The following is a 17,824-nucleotide window of genomic DNA, read 5'->3' as shown; positions in this document are numbered from 1 at the left end:
ATGCGGCCCGACACCCCCCGGCTGGTCGGCGAGGCGCTGACCCTCGGCTACGACCGGCGCACCGTCGCCGAGGACCTCACGGTCGCCGTCCCCGACGGGTCCTTCACGGTGATCATCGGGCCGAACGCGTGCGGCAAGTCGACGCTGCTGCGCGCCCTGGCCCGGCTGCTGCGCCCCGCCCGCGGCACGGTGCTGCTCGACGGCGCCGACATCCACCGCCGGCCGGCCCGCCAGGTCGCCCGTACCCTCGGGCTCCTCCCGCAGTCGGCGGTGGCCCCGGACGGGCTGACGGTCGCCGAGCTGGTGTCCCGGGGCCGCTACCCGCACCAGGGCCTGCTGCGGCAGTGGTCCCGCGAGGACGAGCGGGTGGTCGACCGCGCGATGGCCGACACCGGGGTCGCGGAGCTGGCCGACCGGCCGGTCGACGAGCTGTCCGGCGGGCAGCGGCAGCGGGTCTGGATCGCCATGGCGCTGGCCCAGCAGACGCCGCTGCTGCTGCTCGACGAGCCGACCACCTACCTGGACATCGCCCACCAGGTCGAGGTGCTGGACCTCTGCGCCCGGCTCCACGAGGAGCAGGGACGCACCCTGGTGGCGGTCCTGCACGACCTGCACCAGGCCGCCCGGTACGCCACCCACCTGGTGGCCATGCGGGACGGACGGGTGGTCGCCGCCGGCGACCCGCAGCAGATCGTCACCACCGAGCTGGTCGAGGAGGTGTTCGGCCTGCCCTGCCGGATCATCGAGGACCCGGAGACCGGCACGCCGCTGGTCCTCCCCACGGCGCGCCGGCGGTCCGTGCCGGCCGCCTGATCAGCCGGCGGCGGCCGCGGCGGCACGGCCCGCCGTGCGACCCGAGAAGAGGCAGCCGCCGAGGAAGGTGCCCTCCAGGGCGTTGTAGCCGTGCATGCCGCCGCCGCCGAAGCCGGCGACCTCGCCGGCGGCGTACACCCCGGCCAGGGGTTCGCCGTCGGGGCGCAGCACCCGGCCGGACAGGTCGGTGTGCAGGCCGCCGAGGGTCTTGCGGGTGAGCACGTGCAGTTGCACGGCGATGAGCGGGCCGGCGGCCGGGTCGAGCAGCCGGTGCGGGGTGGCGACCCGGATCAGCCGGTCGCCCCGGTAGCGGCGGGCGCCCCGGATGGCGTGCAGCTGCGCGTCCTTGCCGAACGGGTGGGCGATCTCCCGGTCCCGGGCCTCGACGAGCCGGCGCAGCGCCACCGCGTCGAGCTGCGGCCCGCCGCTCTCGACGGCCAGCTTGTTCATCCCCTCGACCAGCTCCGGCAGGTCGCCGGCGACAACGAAGTCCGCGCCGTGCCGCTTGAACGCCTCCACCGGCCCGGGCGCGCCGGGGCGGACCCGCTGGAGCACCTGCCGCACGCTGCGGTTAGTCAGGTCGGGGTTCTGTTCCGAGCCGGACAGCGCGAACTCCTTCTCCAGGATCTTCTGGGTGAGCACGAACCAGCTGTAGTCGTGGCCCGTGGCCCGCAGATGGCGCAGCGTGGCGAGGGTGTCGAAGCCGGGGAAGAGCGGCGCCGGCAGCCGCTCGCCGGTCGCGTCCAGCCACAGCGAGGACGGCCCGGGCAGGATGCGGATGCCGTGCCCCGGCCAGACCGGGTCCCAGTTGCGCAGCCCCTCGGTGTAGTGCCACATCCGGTCCGGGTTGATCACCTGGCCGCCCGCCGACTCGGTGACCGCGAGCATCCGGCCGTCGACGTACGCGGGCACCCCGGTGACCATCCGCTCCGGCGGGGTGCCGAGCCGCGCCGGCCAGGCCCGCCGGACCAGGTCGTGGTCGCCGCCGATCCCGCCCGAGGTGATGATCACGGCCTGCGCCCCGTACGCGAAATCGCCGACCACGGTTCGGGAGGTGGGCCGGCCACGCGGGGCGTCGTCCGGAGCGAGCACCGCGCCGCGTACGCCGGTGACCGCGCCGCCGCTGGTCACCAGCTCGTCGACGCGGTGCCGGAACAGCAGGCGGATGCGGCCCTCCTCGGCGGCGGCGCGGACCCGCCGGGCGAACGGCTCGACCACGCCCGGCCCGGTGCCCCAGGTGACGTGGAACCGGGGCACCGAGTTGCCGTGGCCGTGGGCCGCTCCCCCGCCCCGCTCCGCCCAGCTCACCACCGGGAAGACCCGGTGGCCCAGGCCGCGCAGCCAGGCCCGCTTCTCCCCGGCCGCGAAGTGCACGTACGCCTCGGCCCACCGGCGCGGCCAGTGGTCCTCGGGGCGGTCGAAGCCGGCGCTGCCGGTCCAGTCCTGCCAGGCCAGCTCGACGGAGTCCCGGATGCCCATCCGCCGCTGCTCCGGCGAGTCGACCAGGAACAGCCCGCCGAACGACCACCACGCCTGCCCGCCGAGGTTCTGCTCCGGCTCCTGGTCCAGCAGCACCACCCGGCGGCCCGCGTCGGCGGCCTCGGCGGCGGCGACCAGGCCGGCCAGCCCGGCGCCGATCACGATCACATCGGTATGCACGGCACCGACGGTACGTAGCCTGGTGCCAAAATCCTTGGTCGGGGCGTGCGTGATCCGCCACCGGATTTGTCACCGCGATGACAACAGTGGGGAGCCGACGATGGCGGACACGCTGCTCGACATCGAGCCCGGCCTCGCGCGCCTCGCGCCGGCCGTCGGCGAGCAGCTGCGCGGCCTGCGCGCCCCGCTGCACGGGCGGATCCTGGAGACCGTCCGCGCGGCCATGCGTGCGCAGGGCCGGTCCCTCACCGGCGGGCAGGGGCGCGGCCTGGCCCTCGGCGTACGCACCGCGGTCGACGCCTTCGTCGACGCGGTCGCCGAGCCGGCTCGCGACCTGGCCGACACCCGGGCGGTCTTCCACGCGCTCGGCCGCACCGAGTACCGGGAGGGGCACCGCGTCGACGCGCTGCGCGCCGTGCTCACCCTCGGCGGCCGGGAGATCTGGGCCTTCCTGGTCACGCACACGACGGCCGCCGGCCCCGCCCCGGCGGACCTGTACGTGGTCGCCGGGGCGCTCTTCGGCTACGTCGACGCCCTGGCCGGCGCCGCCGCCGAGGGATACCTGGACGAGCAGCGCGACGCCGCGCAGGACTGGGCCACCACCCGCCGGCGGCTGATCACCCTGCTCGTGCAGCCGGAACCGCCCGCCGAGGCCGCGCTGCGCGCCGCCGCCGACGCGGCCCGCTGGCCGCTGCCCCGCACGGTGGCCGTCCTCAGCGTCGACGGCGACGACGCCGAGCACCTGGGCCACACCATCGGCGGTGGCGCGATCGCCACGGTCATCGACGACGTGGTTCGGATCGTGCTGCCCGACCCGGACACGCCCGGTCGGCTGGACCGGGCCCGCCAGGCGCTGGCGGGACGGCGGGCGGCGCTCGGCCCCAGCGTGGCGCTGGGCCGGGCCCGGCTGTCGTACCGGATCTCCGGGCGGGCCCTGGCGTTGCGCCGCGACGGGATGCTGCCGGCCGACCCGCTTGCCGGGGACGCGCACCCGCTCACCCTGCTGCTGCGCTGGGAGCCGGGCCTGGCCGACCATCTCGCCGACGCCTGCCTCGCGCCGCTGGCCGGCCTGCGGCCGGCCGCCCGGCGGGCCCTCGCCGAGACCCTGCACGGCTGGCTGCGGCGGCAGGGACAGGTAATCGTTGTGGCCGAGGACCTGCACACCCACCCGCAGACCGTGCGCTACCGGATGCGCCGGCTGCGGGAGCTGTTCGGCGACGCTCTCGACGATCCCGACCGGCGGCTGGTGCTCCACCTCGCGCTGCGCCACCGGCTCGACGACGACTGACCGATGTCGTACCGGCGCCCGCCCCCACCGCCCGGCCCGCCCCCGCTCGTTGATCATGAAGTTATTGCGCGGGAACGCGTCTTCCTCAGGCAATAACTTCATGATCAACGGATTCCGAGGGGCCAGGATCGGCGGGTGGTGGCGTTGCGGGGGGTGGCCAGGATGGGAGTGTGCTTCGCTTTCTGCTGAACCTGTTGTGGCTCGTCTTCGGCGGCGGCTTCCTCCTGGCCCTGGGCTACGGCGTGGCCGCCCTCATCTGCTTCGCACTGGTGATCACCATCCCGTTCGGGGTGGCCTCGCTCCGCCTCGCCGTGTACGCGCTGTGGCCCTTCGGCCGCACCCTCGTGCCGAAGCCGGGCGCCGGCGTCGTCTCCGGCCTGGCGAACGTGCTCTGGGTCCTGCTCGCCGGCTGGTGGCTGGCGCTGTCGCACATCCTCGCCGGCGTCGCGCTGTGCGTGACGATCATCGGTATCCCGTTCGGGGTGGCGAACTTCAAGCTCGTCCCCGCGGCGCTCTGGCCCCTCGGCCAAGAGGTCGTCGAGACCCCCTGAACCCGTTCGATCCGGCTGGACCGCCTGGGCGGGTCCAGCGGATGCAGGGCTGGCTGCCACCGGCGCACGAGCTCACTCCCCTACAGCGTCCTAGGAGGCTGGGCAGTGGGCGGCCCGGCGGCGGGTCATCCGAAAGGGGCTCATGGACAGGCGAGCGCCACTAGCGTCGGATTCGTGGGCGGTCATAACGGAGTGATCGAGGCACTCAAGGCGGACCCCACCATGTCGGGCCTGCGTCGGTCCCTGGAGGCGTACTACGGCGACCCGGACCGCGAGGCGGCGATGGACGCCTTCTACGCCCCCCTGGTCCGCCCCGGCGCCCTGGTCTTCGACGTCGGCGCGCACGTGGGTGACCGGCTCGGCAGCTTCCGCCGGCTCGGCGCCCGCGTGGTGGCCGTCGAGCCCCAACCGCTCTGCACCCGTGCCCTGCGCGCCCTGTACGCGGACGACGAACACGTGACCGTGGTCGAGGCGGCGTGCGGTGCGCGTGCCGGGCCGGTGCGGCTGCACGTGAACTCGGCGAACCCGACGATCTCCACGGTGTCGGCGGGGTTCCTGCAGGCCGCGCACGGGTCCGGCGGCTGGGCGCACGAGGTCTGGGACGCCGAGATCGAGGTGGCCGGCACGACGCTGGACACGCTGGTCACGGCGCACGGCGTACCCGCCTTCGTGAAGATCGACGTGGAGGGCTTCGAGGACGCCGTGCTGGCCGGGCTGAGCCGGCCGCTTCCGGCCCTGTCCTTCGAGTTCACCACCATCGAACGCGACCTTGCGGTGCGCTGCCTGGACCGGCTCACCGGCCTGGGCTTCACCTCGTTCACCGTGGCGCTCGGCGACGAGATGGGGTTCGCCCTGCCCGGTTGGCGGCCGGCGGACGACATCGCGGCGTACCTGCGGGCCCTGCCGTACGAGGCCAACTCGGGCGACGTCTACGCCCGCGCCCGCCCGGCCTGACCGGCCGTCGACCGGGCCGGGCCCGCAACCGCAGGGCCGGCACTCCCCGGCGCCATCCGCGTATCGACGCTGCTCACACCCTTGATCGACCGCACTGTCCACAGCCACTTTTTTCAGGTTTCGAACTTAGCCATGTTTCGTTATCCGGCCGTTATTGACGTGACCGCCGCCACTTCGGTTGACTGCGACGGAACCGCTTCCGCAACCGGTTCCGAAACATCCCCCTCACCCCTGCGACCCGGGAGCGTCACGTGCCGATCACCATCGCCGACGTCGCCACGCGCGCCGGCGTGAGCAAGACGACGGTGTCGCGGGTGCTCAACGGCAAGGGCGAGGTGCACGTCCGCACGGCGGACCGGGTCCGCGCCGTCATCAACGCCCTCGGGTACGTGCCGAGCGCCCGCGCGGTCGGCCTGGCCCGCGGGCGTACCCGGGTGGTCGGCATGCTGGTGCCCGCCCTGACCTGGCCCTGGATGGGTGAGGTGCTCCAGGGTGCGGCCGACGTGGTCGAGGCCGAGGGCTACGGCATGCTGCTGTTCACCTGCACCCAGGGCGACGAGTCGATGCGGCGGTTCGCCTCCCAGGTCTCCGCGAAGTCCTTCGACGGCCTGCTCGTGGTCGAGCCGGAGGGCACCCTCGACTACATCACCGAGCTGCACGAGCGCGGCCTGCCGGTCATCCTCATCGACGACCGCGGCCACCAGCCCGGCTTCCCGTCGGTGCGCACCACCAACGAGTCCGGCGCGCGGGCCGCCGCCGCGCACCTGCTGGCGCACGGCCGGAAACGGCCGCTGGTCGTCACCGGCCTGCGCCGCTTCGGCTGCACCCGGGAACGGCTCGCCGGGTTCGCGGACGGCTACGCCGACGCGGGCCTGCCCATCGACCCCGCCCTCGTCGTGGAGGGCGACTTCACCTTCGAGTGCGGGCGGGTCGCGGTGGAACGCCTGCTCGCCGACGGGGTGCCGTTCGACGCCGTCTTCGCCCACAACGACCTCTCCGCCGCCGGGGCGCTCCAGGCGCTGCGCGACGCCGGCCGGCGGGTCCCCGAGGACGTGGCGGTGGTGGGCTTCGACGACCTGCCGCTGGCCGGTCACACCCACCCACCGCTGAGCTCGGTCCGCCAGCCGTTGCGGGAGATGGGGGCCGTCGCCGCCCGCACCCTCATCGCCCACCTCGCCGGCACGCCGCTGCCCCACGCCCCGACCGTCATCCCCACGACCTTCACCGTCCGCGCCTCGACCGGCAGCACCTGACCTCGCCACCGCTGCAGTTCCACCCGCACCGGCGGGCGCCCCGCCCGCCGGTGGTAACACCGCACACCCTCCATCCACCACATCCCGCTCGAGGATTGCGGGAGCACCGAGGGAGACCTCCATGAGAAGAAGGCAACTCCTCGCCGTCGCGCTGGCCGGCGCGATGGCCACCGGCGTCGCCGCGTGCGGCGACAGCCCGAACGCCAACAAGAAGAACGGCCAGGCGGCCACGGTGCTGAACGTCGGCATGCCGAACGGCCCGCAGGCCGAGAACAACAACCCGTTCCTCACCACGTCCGCCGCGGCCTCGCTGGGCTACCGCTGGCAGATCTACGAGCCGCTGATGATGTGGAACCCGGTGAAGCCGGCCGACCCGTTCAAGCCGTGGCTGGCCACCAAGGCCGAGTGGTCGTCGGACTACACCTCGGTGAAGGTCACCATCCGGGACAACGCCACCTGGTCGGACGGGCAGAAGGTCACCGCCGAGGACGTGGCGTTCACCTACAACCTGGTGAAGAAGTACCCGGCCCTGAACGACCAGGGCGTGCCCTACACGGACGCCACCGCCAGCGGCAACGACGTCACCATCAAGATGGAAAGCCCGCAGTTCGTCAACCAGCAGAAGGTGCTGTGGCGGGTGCCGATCGTGCCCAAGCACATCTGGGAGAAGATCAGCGACCCGACGACCGACACCGTCAAGCAGCCGGTCGGCAGCGGCCCGTACACCCTGAAGTCCTTCACCCCGGCCAGCATGACGCTGTCGGTGCGCGACAAGGGCTACTGGCAGGACCCGCCGAAGGTCAAGGAACTGCGCTACACCTCCTACACGGACAACAGCGCGCAGACCACCGCCCTGGCCAACGGCGAGTCGGAGTGGAGCTTCGTCTTCATCCCCAACTACCAGGCCGTCTTCGTGGCCAAGGACCAGGAGCACCACAAGGTCTGGGCGCCGGCGATCCTGGGCATCCACGGCCTCTACCTCAACACCACGAAGAAGCCGTTCGACGACCCGGCGCTGCGCCGCGCCATGAACATGGTCATCGACCGCGCCGACATCTTCACCACGGCCGAGGCCGGCTACTTCCACCCGCAGGTGAAGAGCGTGACCGGCCTGCCCAGCCCGGCCGGTGACTCGTTCGTCGCGCCCGAGTTCAAGGGTCAGGAGCACAAGGTCGACGTGGAGGGCGCCAAGACGCTGCTCGCCGGTGCCGGCTACAAGCTGGACGGCAACACCCTCAAGGACAAGACCGGCAAGGCCGTCACGATCAAGCTGACCGACCCGGCCGGCTGGTCCGACTACCAGACCAGCCTGGAGATCGTGAAGGACAACCTGTCGAAGATCGGCATTGCGGCCACGGTCGACAAGGCCAACCAGGACGCCTGGTTCCGCAACGTCGAGCAGGGCAACTTCGAGGCGACCTTCCGCTGGACCGAGGGCGGCGCCACGCCGTATGACATCTACCGGACCATCATGGACGGCCGGCAGCTCAAGCCGATCGGCACCGCCTCCCCCGCCGGCAACTTCGGCCGCTTCAACAACAAGGAGGCGACCGACGCCCTGGTCGCCTACGCGAACGCGACCGACGACGCCGCGCGCACCACCGCCATGAACACGCTGCAGAAGATCTTCGTCGACCAGATGCCGATGATCCCGGTCGGCGCGGACAACATCGGCGGCGCGTACAGCACGAAGAACTGGACCGGCTGGCCGGACGACTCGAACCCGTACGGCGCCATGCAGCCCACCCAGCCCAACGCGCTGGACGTGGTCCTGCACCTCAAGCCCGCCAACGGCTGACGCCCGCACCGCCTCCCCGGCCGGCTCCGGCCGGCCGGGGAGGCGCATCCCACGCTCAGACAGGAACTCGGCATGACGTTGAGCGAGAGCGCGGCGGCGCCGGCCGACGAGGTGGTGCTGGAGGCCGTCGGCCTGACCAAGCACTTCCCCGTCCGCAGGCGGCTGCGTGACCTCTTCTCCCGGACGCCGGCCGTCGTGCACGCCGTCGACGACGTATCGTTCGCGCTGCGTCGGGGACGGGTGACCGCGCTGGTCGGGGAGTCCGGCTCCGGCAAGTCCACGGTGGCCCGGCTGCTGGCCCAGATCTATCCCCGCACGGCCGGCGACCTCCGCCTGCACGGCACGTCCACCCGCGTACGCGGCGGCCGGCCGTTCCGGTCGTACGTGCGGCGGGTCCAACTGATCCTGCAGGACCCGTTCGCCTCGTTGAACCCGGTGCACACCGTCCGTTACCACCTCACCCGGTCGCTGCGGATCCACGGCAACGCCGGGCGCGGCGCCGAGGACCTGGACCGCGCCCTCGCCAAGCTGCTCACCCGGGTCAGCCTCACCCCGCCCGAGCGCTACCTGGACGCCTTCCCGCACGAGCTCTCCGGCGGTCAGCGGCAGCGCGTCGCCATCGCCCGGGCGCTCGGTGCCAACCCGGAGGTGCTCCTCGCCGACGAGCCGGTGTCCATGCTCGACGTCTCGATCCGCCTCGGCGTGCTCAACCTGCTGCAGGACCTGAAGCAGCGGTTGAACATCGCCATCCTCTACATCACGCACGACATCGCCTCGGCCCGCTACTTCGCCGACGAGACGATCGTGATGTACGCCGGCCGGATGGTCGAGGGCGGCGACAGCGAGACCGTCACCCAGAACCCGGCCCACCCGTACACCCGGTTGCTCACCGATTCGGCGCCCGACCCGGAGCGGATCACCGGCGACGGCGCCGGGGCCGACGCGGCCGCCGGGGAGGACCGCGGCCGGGGCGAGCCGCCGAGCCTCATCGCCCCGCCCGCCGGCTGCCGCTTCCACCCCCGGTGCCCGCACGCCATGCGGCGCTGCACGGTGGACCTGCCGCCGCGGCTGACCATCGGCGACCGGCCCGACCACTGGGCGGCCTGCTGGCTCTACGACCCGGACACCGTCGCCGCGGACGCCCCCGGCTCGGCGGCGCCCGACGCCGACCCGGCCGTGCCACCGCCCGCGGCGGCGGCCGACCGGACCGACATCGCCACCCTGGGGGAGCCGCGATGAGATTCCTCCTGCAGCGCGCGGCCTTCTACCTGTTCACGGCGTGGGCGGCCATCACGCTCAACTTCTTCATCCCGCGGCTGGTGCCGGGCGACCCCGTGCAGTCCCTCATCTCGCGCAACCAGGGCCGGATCAGCGCCGACGCCATCGAGTCGCTGCGCGTGCTGTTCGGCCTGGACACGCACGAGAACATCTGGCAGCAGTACCTCGACTACTGGGGGCAGCTGCTCCACGGCGACCTGGGCCTGTCGTTCACCTTCTTCCCCACGCCGGTGGCGACGGTGATCGGCGACAGCCTGCCGTGGACGGTCGGCCTGGTCGGCATCACCACGATCATCAGCTTCCTCCTCGGCACCGCGCTCGGCGTGGGCGCCGGCTGGCGGCGCGGCTCCTGGGTCGACGGGCTGCTGCCGGCCACGACGTTCCTGTCCTCGATCCCGTACTTCTGGCTGGGTCTCGTCGCCATCGCCGTGTTCACCGGGCCGGGGAGCTTCTTCCCGTCCTCCGGCGGCTACGAGGCGGGCCTCGTGCCGGCGTTCGACGGGTACTTCATCCCGAGCGCGATCAAGCACAGCGTGCTGCCCGCCGCCACCATCCTGGTCTCCTCGATGAGCGGCTGGATCCTCAGCATGCGCAACATGATGGTGACCGTCTCGTCGGAGGACTACATCACCGTCGCCCACGCGAAGGGCCTGTCGGAGCGCCGGGTGGCCCTGAGCTACGCCGCCCGCAACGCGCTGCTGCCGAACGTCTCGGGCTTCGCGCTGTCGCTCGGGTTCATCGTCGGCGGCACGCTGCTCGTCGAGATCGTGTTCTCCTACCCGGGCCTCGGCTACCAGCTCTTCCAGGCGGTCGGCTACAAGGACTACCCGCTCATGCAGGGGATCTTCCTGATCATCACGATCTCCGTGCTGGTGGCGAACCTGCTCGCCGACGTCGCGTACCTGCTTCTCGACCCGCGGACCCGAAAGAGCTGAGCGATGACCATCTCACCGTCGAGCATCGAACAGGTCATCCCCGGTCAGGGGGCGATGGCCCAGCCGTCGGCCGCGCCGGGCCGGGCGAAGCGGCGCCGGTTCCGGTTCGTCGCCAACGCCAAGGCCGCCACCGGCCTGGTCATCCTGGCCGTCTACTGCCTGTTCGCCATCATCGGGCCCTGGGTGGCGCCGTACGACCCGGACGCGCGCAGCGCCGACGTGCTCCAGGCGCCGTCGACGCGGCACTGGTTCGGCACCACCCACCTCGGTCAGGACATCTTCAGCCAGATCCTGGTCGGCGCGCGCAGCGTCATGCTGGTGGGCCTGCTCGCCGGCGTGCTGGCGACGATCCTGTCCATCCTCATCGGCGTGACGGCCGGCTACATCGGCGGGGTGCCGGACGAGGGCCTGTCGGCGCTGTCCAACGTGTTCCTGGTGATCCCCGCCCTGCCGCTGATCATCATCGTGACGTCGATCGTCGAGCAGGCCAGCGACACGCTGGTGGCGCTCATCATCGGCTTCACCTCGTGGGCGTGGGGCGCCCGCGTGCTGCGCGCCCAGACGCTGTCGCTGCGGCGCCGCGACTACGTCGAGGCGGCCCGGGCCACCGGCGAGCGGACCTGGCGGATCATCCTGTTCGAGATCCTGCCCAACCTCACCGCGATCATCGCCTCCGGCTTCGTCGGCACGGTCATCTTCGCGGTCATGTCGGAGATCACCCTGGCGTTCATCGGCATCTCGTCGATCTCGTCGTGGAACTGGGGCACCATCCTGTTCTGGGCGCAGGGCCAGCAGGCCCTCGCGCAGGGCGCCTGGTGGTGGTTCGTGCCGGCCGGGCTGGCCATCGCGGTGCTGGGCACCGCCCTCGCCCTGATCAACTTCGGCATCGACGAGTTCGTGAGCCCCCGGCTGCGCAGCGCCGGGAAGACCCGGATCCGCACCGCCGACGGCCACACCGTGCGGATGCGGGTCGGCTTCACCCCCGTGCTGGCCCCGGTCTCCCGTCCGATTCCGGTCCCCCGAGAGGAGGTCACGCCATGAGTGATCCGTTGCTGGAGATCCGCGGGTTGCGGGTCGACTACGGGCTCGGCCGCACGGCCGTGCACGCCGTACGCGACGTGGACCTGACCCTGCACCGCGGCGAGGTGCTGGGCCTGGCCGGCGAGAGCGGCAGCGGCAAGTCCACCCTGGCGTACGGGCTGACCCGGCTGCTGCCGCCGCCCGGCGTGGTCAGCGGCGGCCAGGTGATCTACCACCCGGCCGACGGCCCGCCGGTCGACGTGCTGACCCTCAGCCCGGCGCAGCTGCGGCGGTTCCGCTGGGCGGAGACGTCGATCGTCTTCCAGGGCGCCATGAACTCGCTGAACCCGGTGCACAAGGTCTCCACCCAGCTGCTCGACGTCATCAAGGCGCACGAGCCGACGAGCACGGCGGCGGGGCGGCTGGCCCGCGCCCGGGACCTGCTCCGCCTGGTCGGCATCGCGGCGGACCGGCTGGACAGCTACCCGCACCAGCTCTCCGGGGGCATGCGGCAGCGCGTGATGATCGCCATGGCGCTGGCGCTGGAGCCGCAGGTGGTCATCATGGACGAGCCGACGACCGCGCTGGACGTGGTGATGCAGCGGCAGATCCTCGGCCAGCTCGCCGAGCTGCGGGAGCGCCTCGGCTTCGCGGTGCTGTTCATCACCCACGACCTGTCGCTGCTGGTCGAGTTCTCCGACCGGATCGCCATCATGTACGGCGGCCGGATCGTCGAGGAGGCGCCCGCCGCCGAGCTGTACCGGCGGGCGCTGCACCCGTACACCGAGGGGTTGCTGCACTCCTTCCCGGCGCTGCGCGGACCGCGCCGCGAGCTGACCGGCATCCCCGGCTCGCCGCCGGACCTGCGGGCCATGCCGGAGGGTTGTGCGTTCCACCCGCGCTGTCCGAAGGCGTTCGACCCGTGCGACAAGAAGGTGCCGGCCCTGGGCGCCGCCGAACCGGGCCGGGACGTCGCCTGCTGGCTGCACCCGGTCGCCGCCCCGGCCCCCCGCTGACCCCGCTCTCCGTCCGACCGAACGACCCGCTACCGCGAGGAGAACCATGGACACCGACCTCACCCGCCAGACCCTCACCGGGCAGGCCGACCCGATCGACACCCTTCCGCCGACCTTCCGGTGGGGGGTGGCGACCTCGTCGTACCAGATCGAGGGTGCGGTGGCCCAGGACGGCCGGACGCCGTCGATCTGGGACACCTTCTGCCGTGTGCCGGGCGCGGTGGCCAACGGCGACCACGGCGACGTGGCCTGCGACCACTACCACCGGATGCCGCAGGACGTCGCGCTCATCGCCGACCTGGGTCTGGACACCTACCGGTTCTCGGTGGCGTGGCCGCGGGTGCAGCCGGGCGGGCGCGGGCCGGCGAACCCGGCCGGGCTGGCCTTCTACGACCGCCTCGTGGACGAGCTGCTGGGCCGCGGTATCGACCCGTGGGTGACGCTCTACCACTGGGACCTGCCGCAGGAGCTGGAGGACGCGGGCGGCTGGCCGAACCGGGACACCGCCTACCGGTTCGCCGACTACGCGGAGATCGTTTTCGCCGCGCTCGGCGACCGGGTGAAGACGTGGACCACGCTGAACGAGCCGTGGTGCTCGGCCATGCTCGGGTACGCGTACGGCAACCACGCCCCGGGCCGGCGGAACCTGGGCGACGGGATCGCCGCCGCGCACCACCTGCTGCTCGGGCACGGGCTGGCGGTGCAGCGGCTGCGCGCCGCGGCGGCCACCCCGATCGAGCTGGGCCTGACCGTCAACCTGTCCACGGCCGACCCGGCCACCGACGGCGCGGCCGACCGGGACGCGGCGCGGGCGGCCGACGGGCTGGGCAACCGGCTCTACCTCGACCCGGTGCTCCGCGGCTCCTACCCGGAGGACGTGGTGGCCGACCTGGCCGCCGAGGGCGTGCGCATCCCGGTGCAGGAGGGCGACCTGGAGGTCATCTCGTCGCCGATCGACGTGCTCGGGGTGAACTTCTACTTCGGGCAGGTGCACTCCGGGGTGGACGAGCAGGGCCGGGAGCGGGACGACGACGGCCGGCCGGTGCGCCGGGTGATCCGCCGGGACCTGCCGCGCACGGCGATGGACTGGGAGATCGTGCCGGAGTCCTTCACCGAGCTGCTGGTCCGGCTGCACCGGGACTACCCGGGGGTGCCCCTGGTGATCACCGAGAACGGGGCGGCCTTCGACGACAAGCCGGACGCCGACGGGTTCGTGGCCGACGACGACCGGGTGGCGTACCTGACCGAGCACCTGCGGGCGGTGGCCCGGGCCCGGCAGGCCGGCGCGGACGTGCGCGGCTACTTCGCCTGGTCGCTGCTGGACAACTTCGAGTGGGCGTACGGCTACGACAAGCGGTTCGGCATCGTGCGCGTGGAGTACGACACCCAGCGGCGCACGCCGAAGCGCAGCGCGCACTGGTACCGCGACACCATCCGGCGGGTGCGCGGGGAGCGCTGACCCGGCCGCTCGGGGCGGCCGCGCGGGATCCTCCCGGGCGGCCGCCCCGCCGTGCCCGGATACCCCGTCCGGCCCTTTTTTCATGTCTTGACATAAGGAGGTGCGAGGGGTTTTCTCATTCGCGGATGTCGATTTATCCGGAAGGAGCATCCGTGTCCCCCACCACCGTTCCCCGGCTCGCCGGCCGCGCCGTCCTGGCGCTCTGCCTCGCCGCCGGCGCCCTCGCTCTCGCCCCGCCACCGGCCGCCCGGGCCGCCGGCGAGACCGTCAACCTCTGGCTCACCACCACCTCCGACTCCGGCGGACGGACCGTCACCCGGGGCCTGCAACAGCAGAGCCCCCTGACGTTCGCCGCCACCAGCCCGGCCGCCACGCACACCGTCACCGTCGACGAGAACACCCGCTACCAGCCGTTCGAGGGCGCCGGGGCGTCCATCACCGACACCACCGCGTACCTGCTGCGCGGCGGGCCGGTCAGCGCGGCCACCCGGGACGAGGTGATGCGCCGGCTGTTCAGCCCCACCGACGGCATCGGCCTGTCCTACGTGCGCAACCCGATCGGCGCCTCCGACCTGTCCCGGCCCGGCAACGTCTCCCTCGACGACACCTGCTGCGACCTGAACGACTTCGGCGCCAACGGGTACGACACCAACGTCGAACTGCTCACCGCGCAGGCCCGGCAGCTCAACCCCGCGCTGCGGGTCATGGTCGTGCCGTGGAGCGCGCCCGGCTGGATGAAGGACAACGGCCGGATGGACCAGATGGGCTGGCTCCGGTGGGAGTACTACGCCACCTACGCCCAGTACTTCGTGAAGACCATCCAGGCGTACGCGGCCCGGGGCGTGAAGATCGACTACCTCTCGGTGCAGAACGAGCCGAACTGCTGCCAGTCCGGCAACCCCACCGCCATGGACTACCCGGGAATGAGCTGGAACTCCTCCGGCCTCGTGGAGCTGACCAAGAACTTCGTCTACCCGGCGTTCCGCGCCGCCGGCATCACCACGAAGGTGCTGGTGCACGACTGGAACTACGGCGACTACGGCACCATCGGCTCCGGGCTGCTCGCCGACAGCGCGGTCCGCACCGACCCGCTCTTCGGCGGCATCGCCTGGCACGGCTACTGGGGCGACCCGGCGGTCGGCAGCCAGGTGCACGGCCAGTACCCGGCCGTGCCGCAGTTCAGCACCGAGCACTCCGGCGGCACCTGGATCACCAATCAGCACAACGAGGACATGGCCGACATCGTGAACTACGCCCGGAACTGGAGCCGGAGCGTGGTGAAGTGGAGCCTCGCGGTCAACCAGTTCATGGGCCCGCACAACGGCGGATGCGGCACCTGCACCGGCCTCATCACCGTGCAGGAGGGCGGCGCCCGCGCCGGCCAGGTCGACTACACCATCGAGTACTACACGACCGGGCACCTCACCAAGTTCGTCCGGCCCGGGGCCGTCCGCATCGACTCCACCGCCAACGGCACCGTGCAGAACGTCGCGTACCGCAACCCGGACGGCACCAAGGCGCTGCTCGCGCACAACGGCGGCGGCTCCGCGCAGTCGGTGAAGGTGGTCTGGGGCGGGCAGTCCTTCACCTACACCCTGCCGGCCCGCACCACCGCCACGTTCACCTGGGCGGGCACCCCGTCCGGCGGCGGTGGGGGCGGCACGCCGACCGGCCCGATCACGGGCATCGGCGGCAAGTGCCTCGACGTCACCGACAACAGCAGCGCCGACGGGGCGCTCGCGCAGATCTGGAGCTGCACGGGCGGCGCCAACCAGCAGTGGACCCGGGCCGCCGACGGCAGCATCCGCGCGCTGGGCAAGTGCCTCGACGTGGCCGGCGGCGGCACCGCCGACGGCACCAGAGTGCAGTTGTGGACCTGCAACGGCAGCGCCGCCCAGCGGTGGACGTGGACGGCCGGGCGGGACCTGGTGAACCCGCAGGCGAACAAGTGCCTGGACGTCACCGGCAACACCTCCGCCGACGGCACGAAGACGCAGATCTGGAGCTGCACCGGCGCGGCCAACCAGAAGTGGACGCTCCCGTCCTGAGCCGGGGCCGGGCCGGCGGCGCCCCGCCGCCGGCCCGGCGGCTCAGCGGGTGCGTGAGCGGGGCCGCCGCGCCGGCCGCGCGGGCGCCGGCACCAGCCGGGCCGCGGGTTCGCGCGGCACGCCGCCCTCGCGCAGTAGCCGGGCCATCGGCAGGGTGGCCGCGCCCATCGCGACCGCGTCCGGTCCGAGCCGGCACAGCTCGATCGAGGTCTGGGCGTACGGCTGGCGCAGCGCGTGCCGCGCGGTGACCTCGCGGATCTGCGGCAGGTAGCGCTCGCCCAGGGCCAGGCCGGCCCAGCCGCCCAGCACCACCCGCTCCGGGTTGAACAGGTTCACCAGGTTCGCCACCCCGGCGCCGAGGTAGCCGACCGTCTCGTCGAGCACCTTCGCGGCGGTGCGGCTGCTGGCGCGCAGCAACTCGCCGAAGGCGCTCTCCTCGTCGCCGCCGGCCGCCGGGCGGCCCCGGTTGGCCTGCCGGAACCGGTCGAGCACCCCTTCCGCCCCGACGTACGCCTCCAGGCAGCCGAGGTTGCCGCAGCGGCAGCGCCGGCCCCCGTACACGATCGTGGTGTGCCCCCACTCGCCGGCGCTGCTGTGCGCGCCGCGGTAGCCCACGCCGTCGGCGACCACGCAGGCCCCGACGCCGGAGCCGACCAGGGCGACCACCGCGTGCCGGACGCCGCGGCCGGCGCCGAACCACATCTCGGCCTGGCCGAGGGTCTTCGCGCCGTTGTCGATGTGCACGGGGATGTCGGTGCCGGCGCGGAGCATGGCGCCGAGCGGCACGCCGTCCCAGCCGAGGGTCTGCGCGTGCACGACGGCGTCGGCGGCGCGCTCGACGGTGCCGGAGACGGCGACGCCGAAACCGAGCACCGCCGTCGGGTCGACGCCGGCCTGTTCGACCACGGCGGCGAGGCCGTGCAACAGGTGGTCGGTGACCTGCCGGGGGTCCGGCTCGGCGCCGGCGATCGGGTACTCCGCCTTCGCCAGTGCGGTCATCGCCAGGTCGAAGAGTTCGACCTGCACGCGCGTCTCGCCGACGTCGGCGCCGACCAGGTAGCCGTAGGCGGGCGCGACGCGGAGCAGCACCCGGGGGCGGCCGCCGTCGGACTCGACCGAGCCGGCCTCCTCGACCAGGCCCTCGGCGATCATCTCGCCGACCAGGTTGCTCACGCTGGCCAGGCTGAGCGCCGTGGACTGCCCCAGTTCGTGCCGGCTCAGCGGGCCGTCCAGCCAGATCCGGGTGAGCAGGACCGACCGGTTGGCACGACGCATGTCGCGCACGGTGGTGCGTCTGGCGTCCACGTCCGCCGCCGTCCTCTCCCGGCCGCCCCCGGCGGCCTGCTTCACGCCGTGAACCAAGTGCTGACAGACTACTGCGCATTTACATTTAACAAAGTTAACTGCTAGCCTCCGGCGCATCGATGAGGAGGTATGTCATGCGACTTCGACGACGGCTGACCGCCGTGCTCGGCGGCGCCCTGCTGCTCGCCGTACCCACCGCCCTGCCGGCCGCCACCGGCCTGGCCGCCTCCGCCGCGGAGACCGCGCTGGTCTCCTGCGCGGGCGTGCCGGCCTGGGCCGAGGGGGTGACCTGGACCGCGGGCAGCCGGACCACCTACGCCAACCGGCTCTACCAGGCGCTGGTCACCCACACCCCGCCGGCGGGCGCGGGCTGGACGCCGGCGGCCACGCCGGCGCTCTGGACCGACCTGGGCGCCTGCGGCGGCGGCACCCCGTCGCCCACCCCCA

At 72.9% G+C, this 17,824-nt stretch carries 15 protein-coding genes; 13 read left to right on the top strand and 2 right to left on the bottom strand.

Annotation, left to right across the window (positions count from 1 at the left end; translation table 11 throughout):
- Complete coding sequence (locus F8274_RS16840) at positions 1-813, top strand: ABC transporter ATP-binding protein (protein WP_151463344.1); 813 nt, start codon at positions 1-3, stop codon at positions 811-813.
- On the opposite strand, the gene F8274_RS16835 is transcribed toward F8274_RS16840, so the two are convergent.
- Positions 814-2,472 carry an FAD-binding dehydrogenase gene (locus tag F8274_RS16835; protein WP_151463343.1) on the bottom strand — a complete coding sequence of 553 codons (1,659 nt, stop codon included), beginning with the start codon at positions 2,470-2,472 and terminating at the stop codon, positions 814-816.
- Positions 2,473-2,572: 100 nt separating this feature from the next.
- Between F8274_RS16835 and F8274_RS16830 the strand changes: the two genes are divergently transcribed.
- From F8274_RS16830 to F8274_RS16780, 11 genes are all read left to right on the top strand, one after another.
- Positions 2,573-3,760, top strand: a complete 1,188-nt coding sequence (locus F8274_RS16830; RefSeq protein WP_151463342.1) for a CdaR family transcriptional regulator — start codon at positions 2,573-2,575, stop codon at positions 3,758-3,760.
- 170 nt (positions 3,761-3,930) lie between these two features.
- Entirely contained in the window at positions 3,931-4,311 is a 381-nt protein-coding gene (locus F8274_RS16825) for a YccF domain-containing protein (protein WP_151463341.1), read from the top strand.
- 222 nt (positions 4,312-4,533) lie between these two features.
- Positions 4,534-5,265, top strand: coding sequence for an FkbM family methyltransferase (locus tag F8274_RS16820; RefSeq protein WP_192579866.1), 732 nt, complete (start codon positions 4,534-4,536; stop codon positions 5,263-5,265).
- Positions 5,266-5,516: 251 nt separating this feature from the next.
- Positions 5,517-6,518, top strand: coding sequence for a LacI family DNA-binding transcriptional regulator (locus tag F8274_RS16815; protein WP_151463340.1), 1,002 nt, complete (start codon positions 5,517-5,519; stop codon positions 6,516-6,518).
- 121 nt (positions 6,519-6,639) lie between these two features.
- On the top strand, positions 6,640-8,316 hold the full coding sequence (locus F8274_RS16810; RefSeq protein WP_151463339.1) for an ABC transporter substrate-binding protein: 1,677 nt from the start codon (positions 6,640-6,642) through the stop codon (positions 8,314-8,316).
- Between the two features lie 72 nt (positions 8,317-8,388).
- Positions 8,389-9,555: an ABC transporter ATP-binding protein gene (locus F8274_RS16805; protein WP_151463338.1), complete on the top strand. Its 1,167-nt coding sequence runs from the start codon at positions 8,389-8,391 to the stop codon at positions 9,553-9,555.
- Positions 9,552-10,529, top strand: coding sequence for an ABC transporter permease (locus F8274_RS16800; RefSeq protein WP_151463337.1), 978 nt, complete (start codon positions 9,552-9,554; stop codon positions 10,527-10,529). Before F8274_RS16805 ends, F8274_RS16800 begins: the two co-directional genes overlap by 4 nt.
- 3 nt (positions 10,530-10,532) lie before the next feature.
- The gene (locus tag F8274_RS16795; RefSeq protein WP_192579865.1) at positions 10,533-11,570 is read left to right on the top strand and encodes an ABC transporter permease; all 1,038 of its coding nucleotides are present in this window, start codon (positions 10,533-10,535) and stop codon (positions 11,568-11,570) included.
- Entirely contained in the window at positions 11,567-12,565 is a 999-nt protein-coding gene (locus tag F8274_RS16790; protein WP_151463336.1) for an ABC transporter ATP-binding protein, read from the top strand. The genes F8274_RS16795 and F8274_RS16790 overlap by 4 nt, the downstream gene beginning before the upstream one ends.
- A 46-nt stretch (positions 12,566-12,611) precedes the next feature.
- Positions 12,612-14,024, top strand: coding sequence for a GH1 family beta-glucosidase (locus tag F8274_RS16785; RefSeq protein ID WP_151463335.1), 1,413 nt, complete (start codon positions 12,612-12,614; stop codon positions 14,022-14,024).
- 152 nt (positions 14,025-14,176) lie between these two features.
- Entirely contained in the window at positions 14,177-16,072 is a 1,896-nt protein-coding gene (locus F8274_RS16780; RefSeq protein ID WP_225853834.1) for a ricin-type beta-trefoil lectin domain protein, read from the top strand.
- 42 nt (positions 16,073-16,114) lie between these two features.
- On the opposite strand, the gene F8274_RS16775 is transcribed toward F8274_RS16780, so the two are convergent.
- Entirely contained in the window at positions 16,115-17,347 is a 1,233-nt protein-coding gene (locus F8274_RS16775; protein WP_225853833.1) for an ROK family transcriptional regulator, read from the bottom strand.
- 164 nt (positions 17,348-17,511) lie between these two features.
- Between F8274_RS16775 and F8274_RS31275 the strand changes: the two genes are divergently transcribed.
- Positions 17,512-17,824: carbohydrate-binding protein (locus tag F8274_RS31275; protein WP_370518241.1), on the top strand; the 313-nt coding region annotated here is incomplete at its 3' end.

The sequence above is a fragment of the Micromonospora sp. AMSO31t genome (assembly GCF_008868175.1).
GTDB lineage: Bacteria > Actinomycetota > Actinomycetes > Mycobacteriales > Micromonosporaceae > Micromonospora.
The sequence above is the reverse complement of the archived record's forward strand: the minus strand, read 5'-3'. Positions and strand labels throughout refer to the sequence as shown.

Bases quoted from the DNA above. Each gene is read 5' to 3' on its own strand.
- F8274_RS16840 (WP_151463344.1), top strand. From the start codon at position 1: ATGCGGCCCGACACCCCCCGGCTGGTCGGCGAGGCGCTGACCCTCGGC.
- F8274_RS16830 (WP_151463342.1), top strand. From the start codon at position 2,573: ATGGCGGACACGCTGCTCGACATCGAGCCCGGCCTCGCGCGCCTCGCG.
- F8274_RS16820 (WP_192579866.1), top strand. From the start codon at position 4,534: ATGTCGGGCCTGCGTCGGTCCCTGGAGGCGTACTACGGCGACCCGGAC.
- F8274_RS16810 (WP_151463339.1), top strand. From the start codon at position 6,640: ATGAGAAGAAGGCAACTCCTCGCCGTCGCGCTGGCCGGCGCGATGGCC.
- F8274_RS16805 (WP_151463338.1), top strand. From the start codon at position 8,389: ATGACGTTGAGCGAGAGCGCGGCGGCGCCGGCCGACGAGGTGGTGCTG.
- F8274_RS16800 (WP_151463337.1), top strand. From the start codon at position 9,552: ATGAGATTCCTCCTGCAGCGCGCGGCCTTCTACCTGTTCACGGCGTGG.
- F8274_RS16795 (WP_192579865.1), top strand. From the start codon at position 10,533: ATGACCATCTCACCGTCGAGCATCGAACAGGTCATCCCCGGTCAGGGG.
- F8274_RS16790 (WP_151463336.1), top strand. From the start codon at position 11,567: ATGAGTGATCCGTTGCTGGAGATCCGCGGGTTGCGGGTCGACTACGGG.
- F8274_RS16785 (WP_151463335.1), top strand. From the start codon at position 12,612: ATGGACACCGACCTCACCCGCCAGACCCTCACCGGGCAGGCCGACCCG.
- F8274_RS16775 (WP_225853833.1), bottom strand. From the start codon at position 17,347: ATGCGTCGTGCCAACCGGTCGGTCCTGCTCACCCGGATCTGGCTGGAC.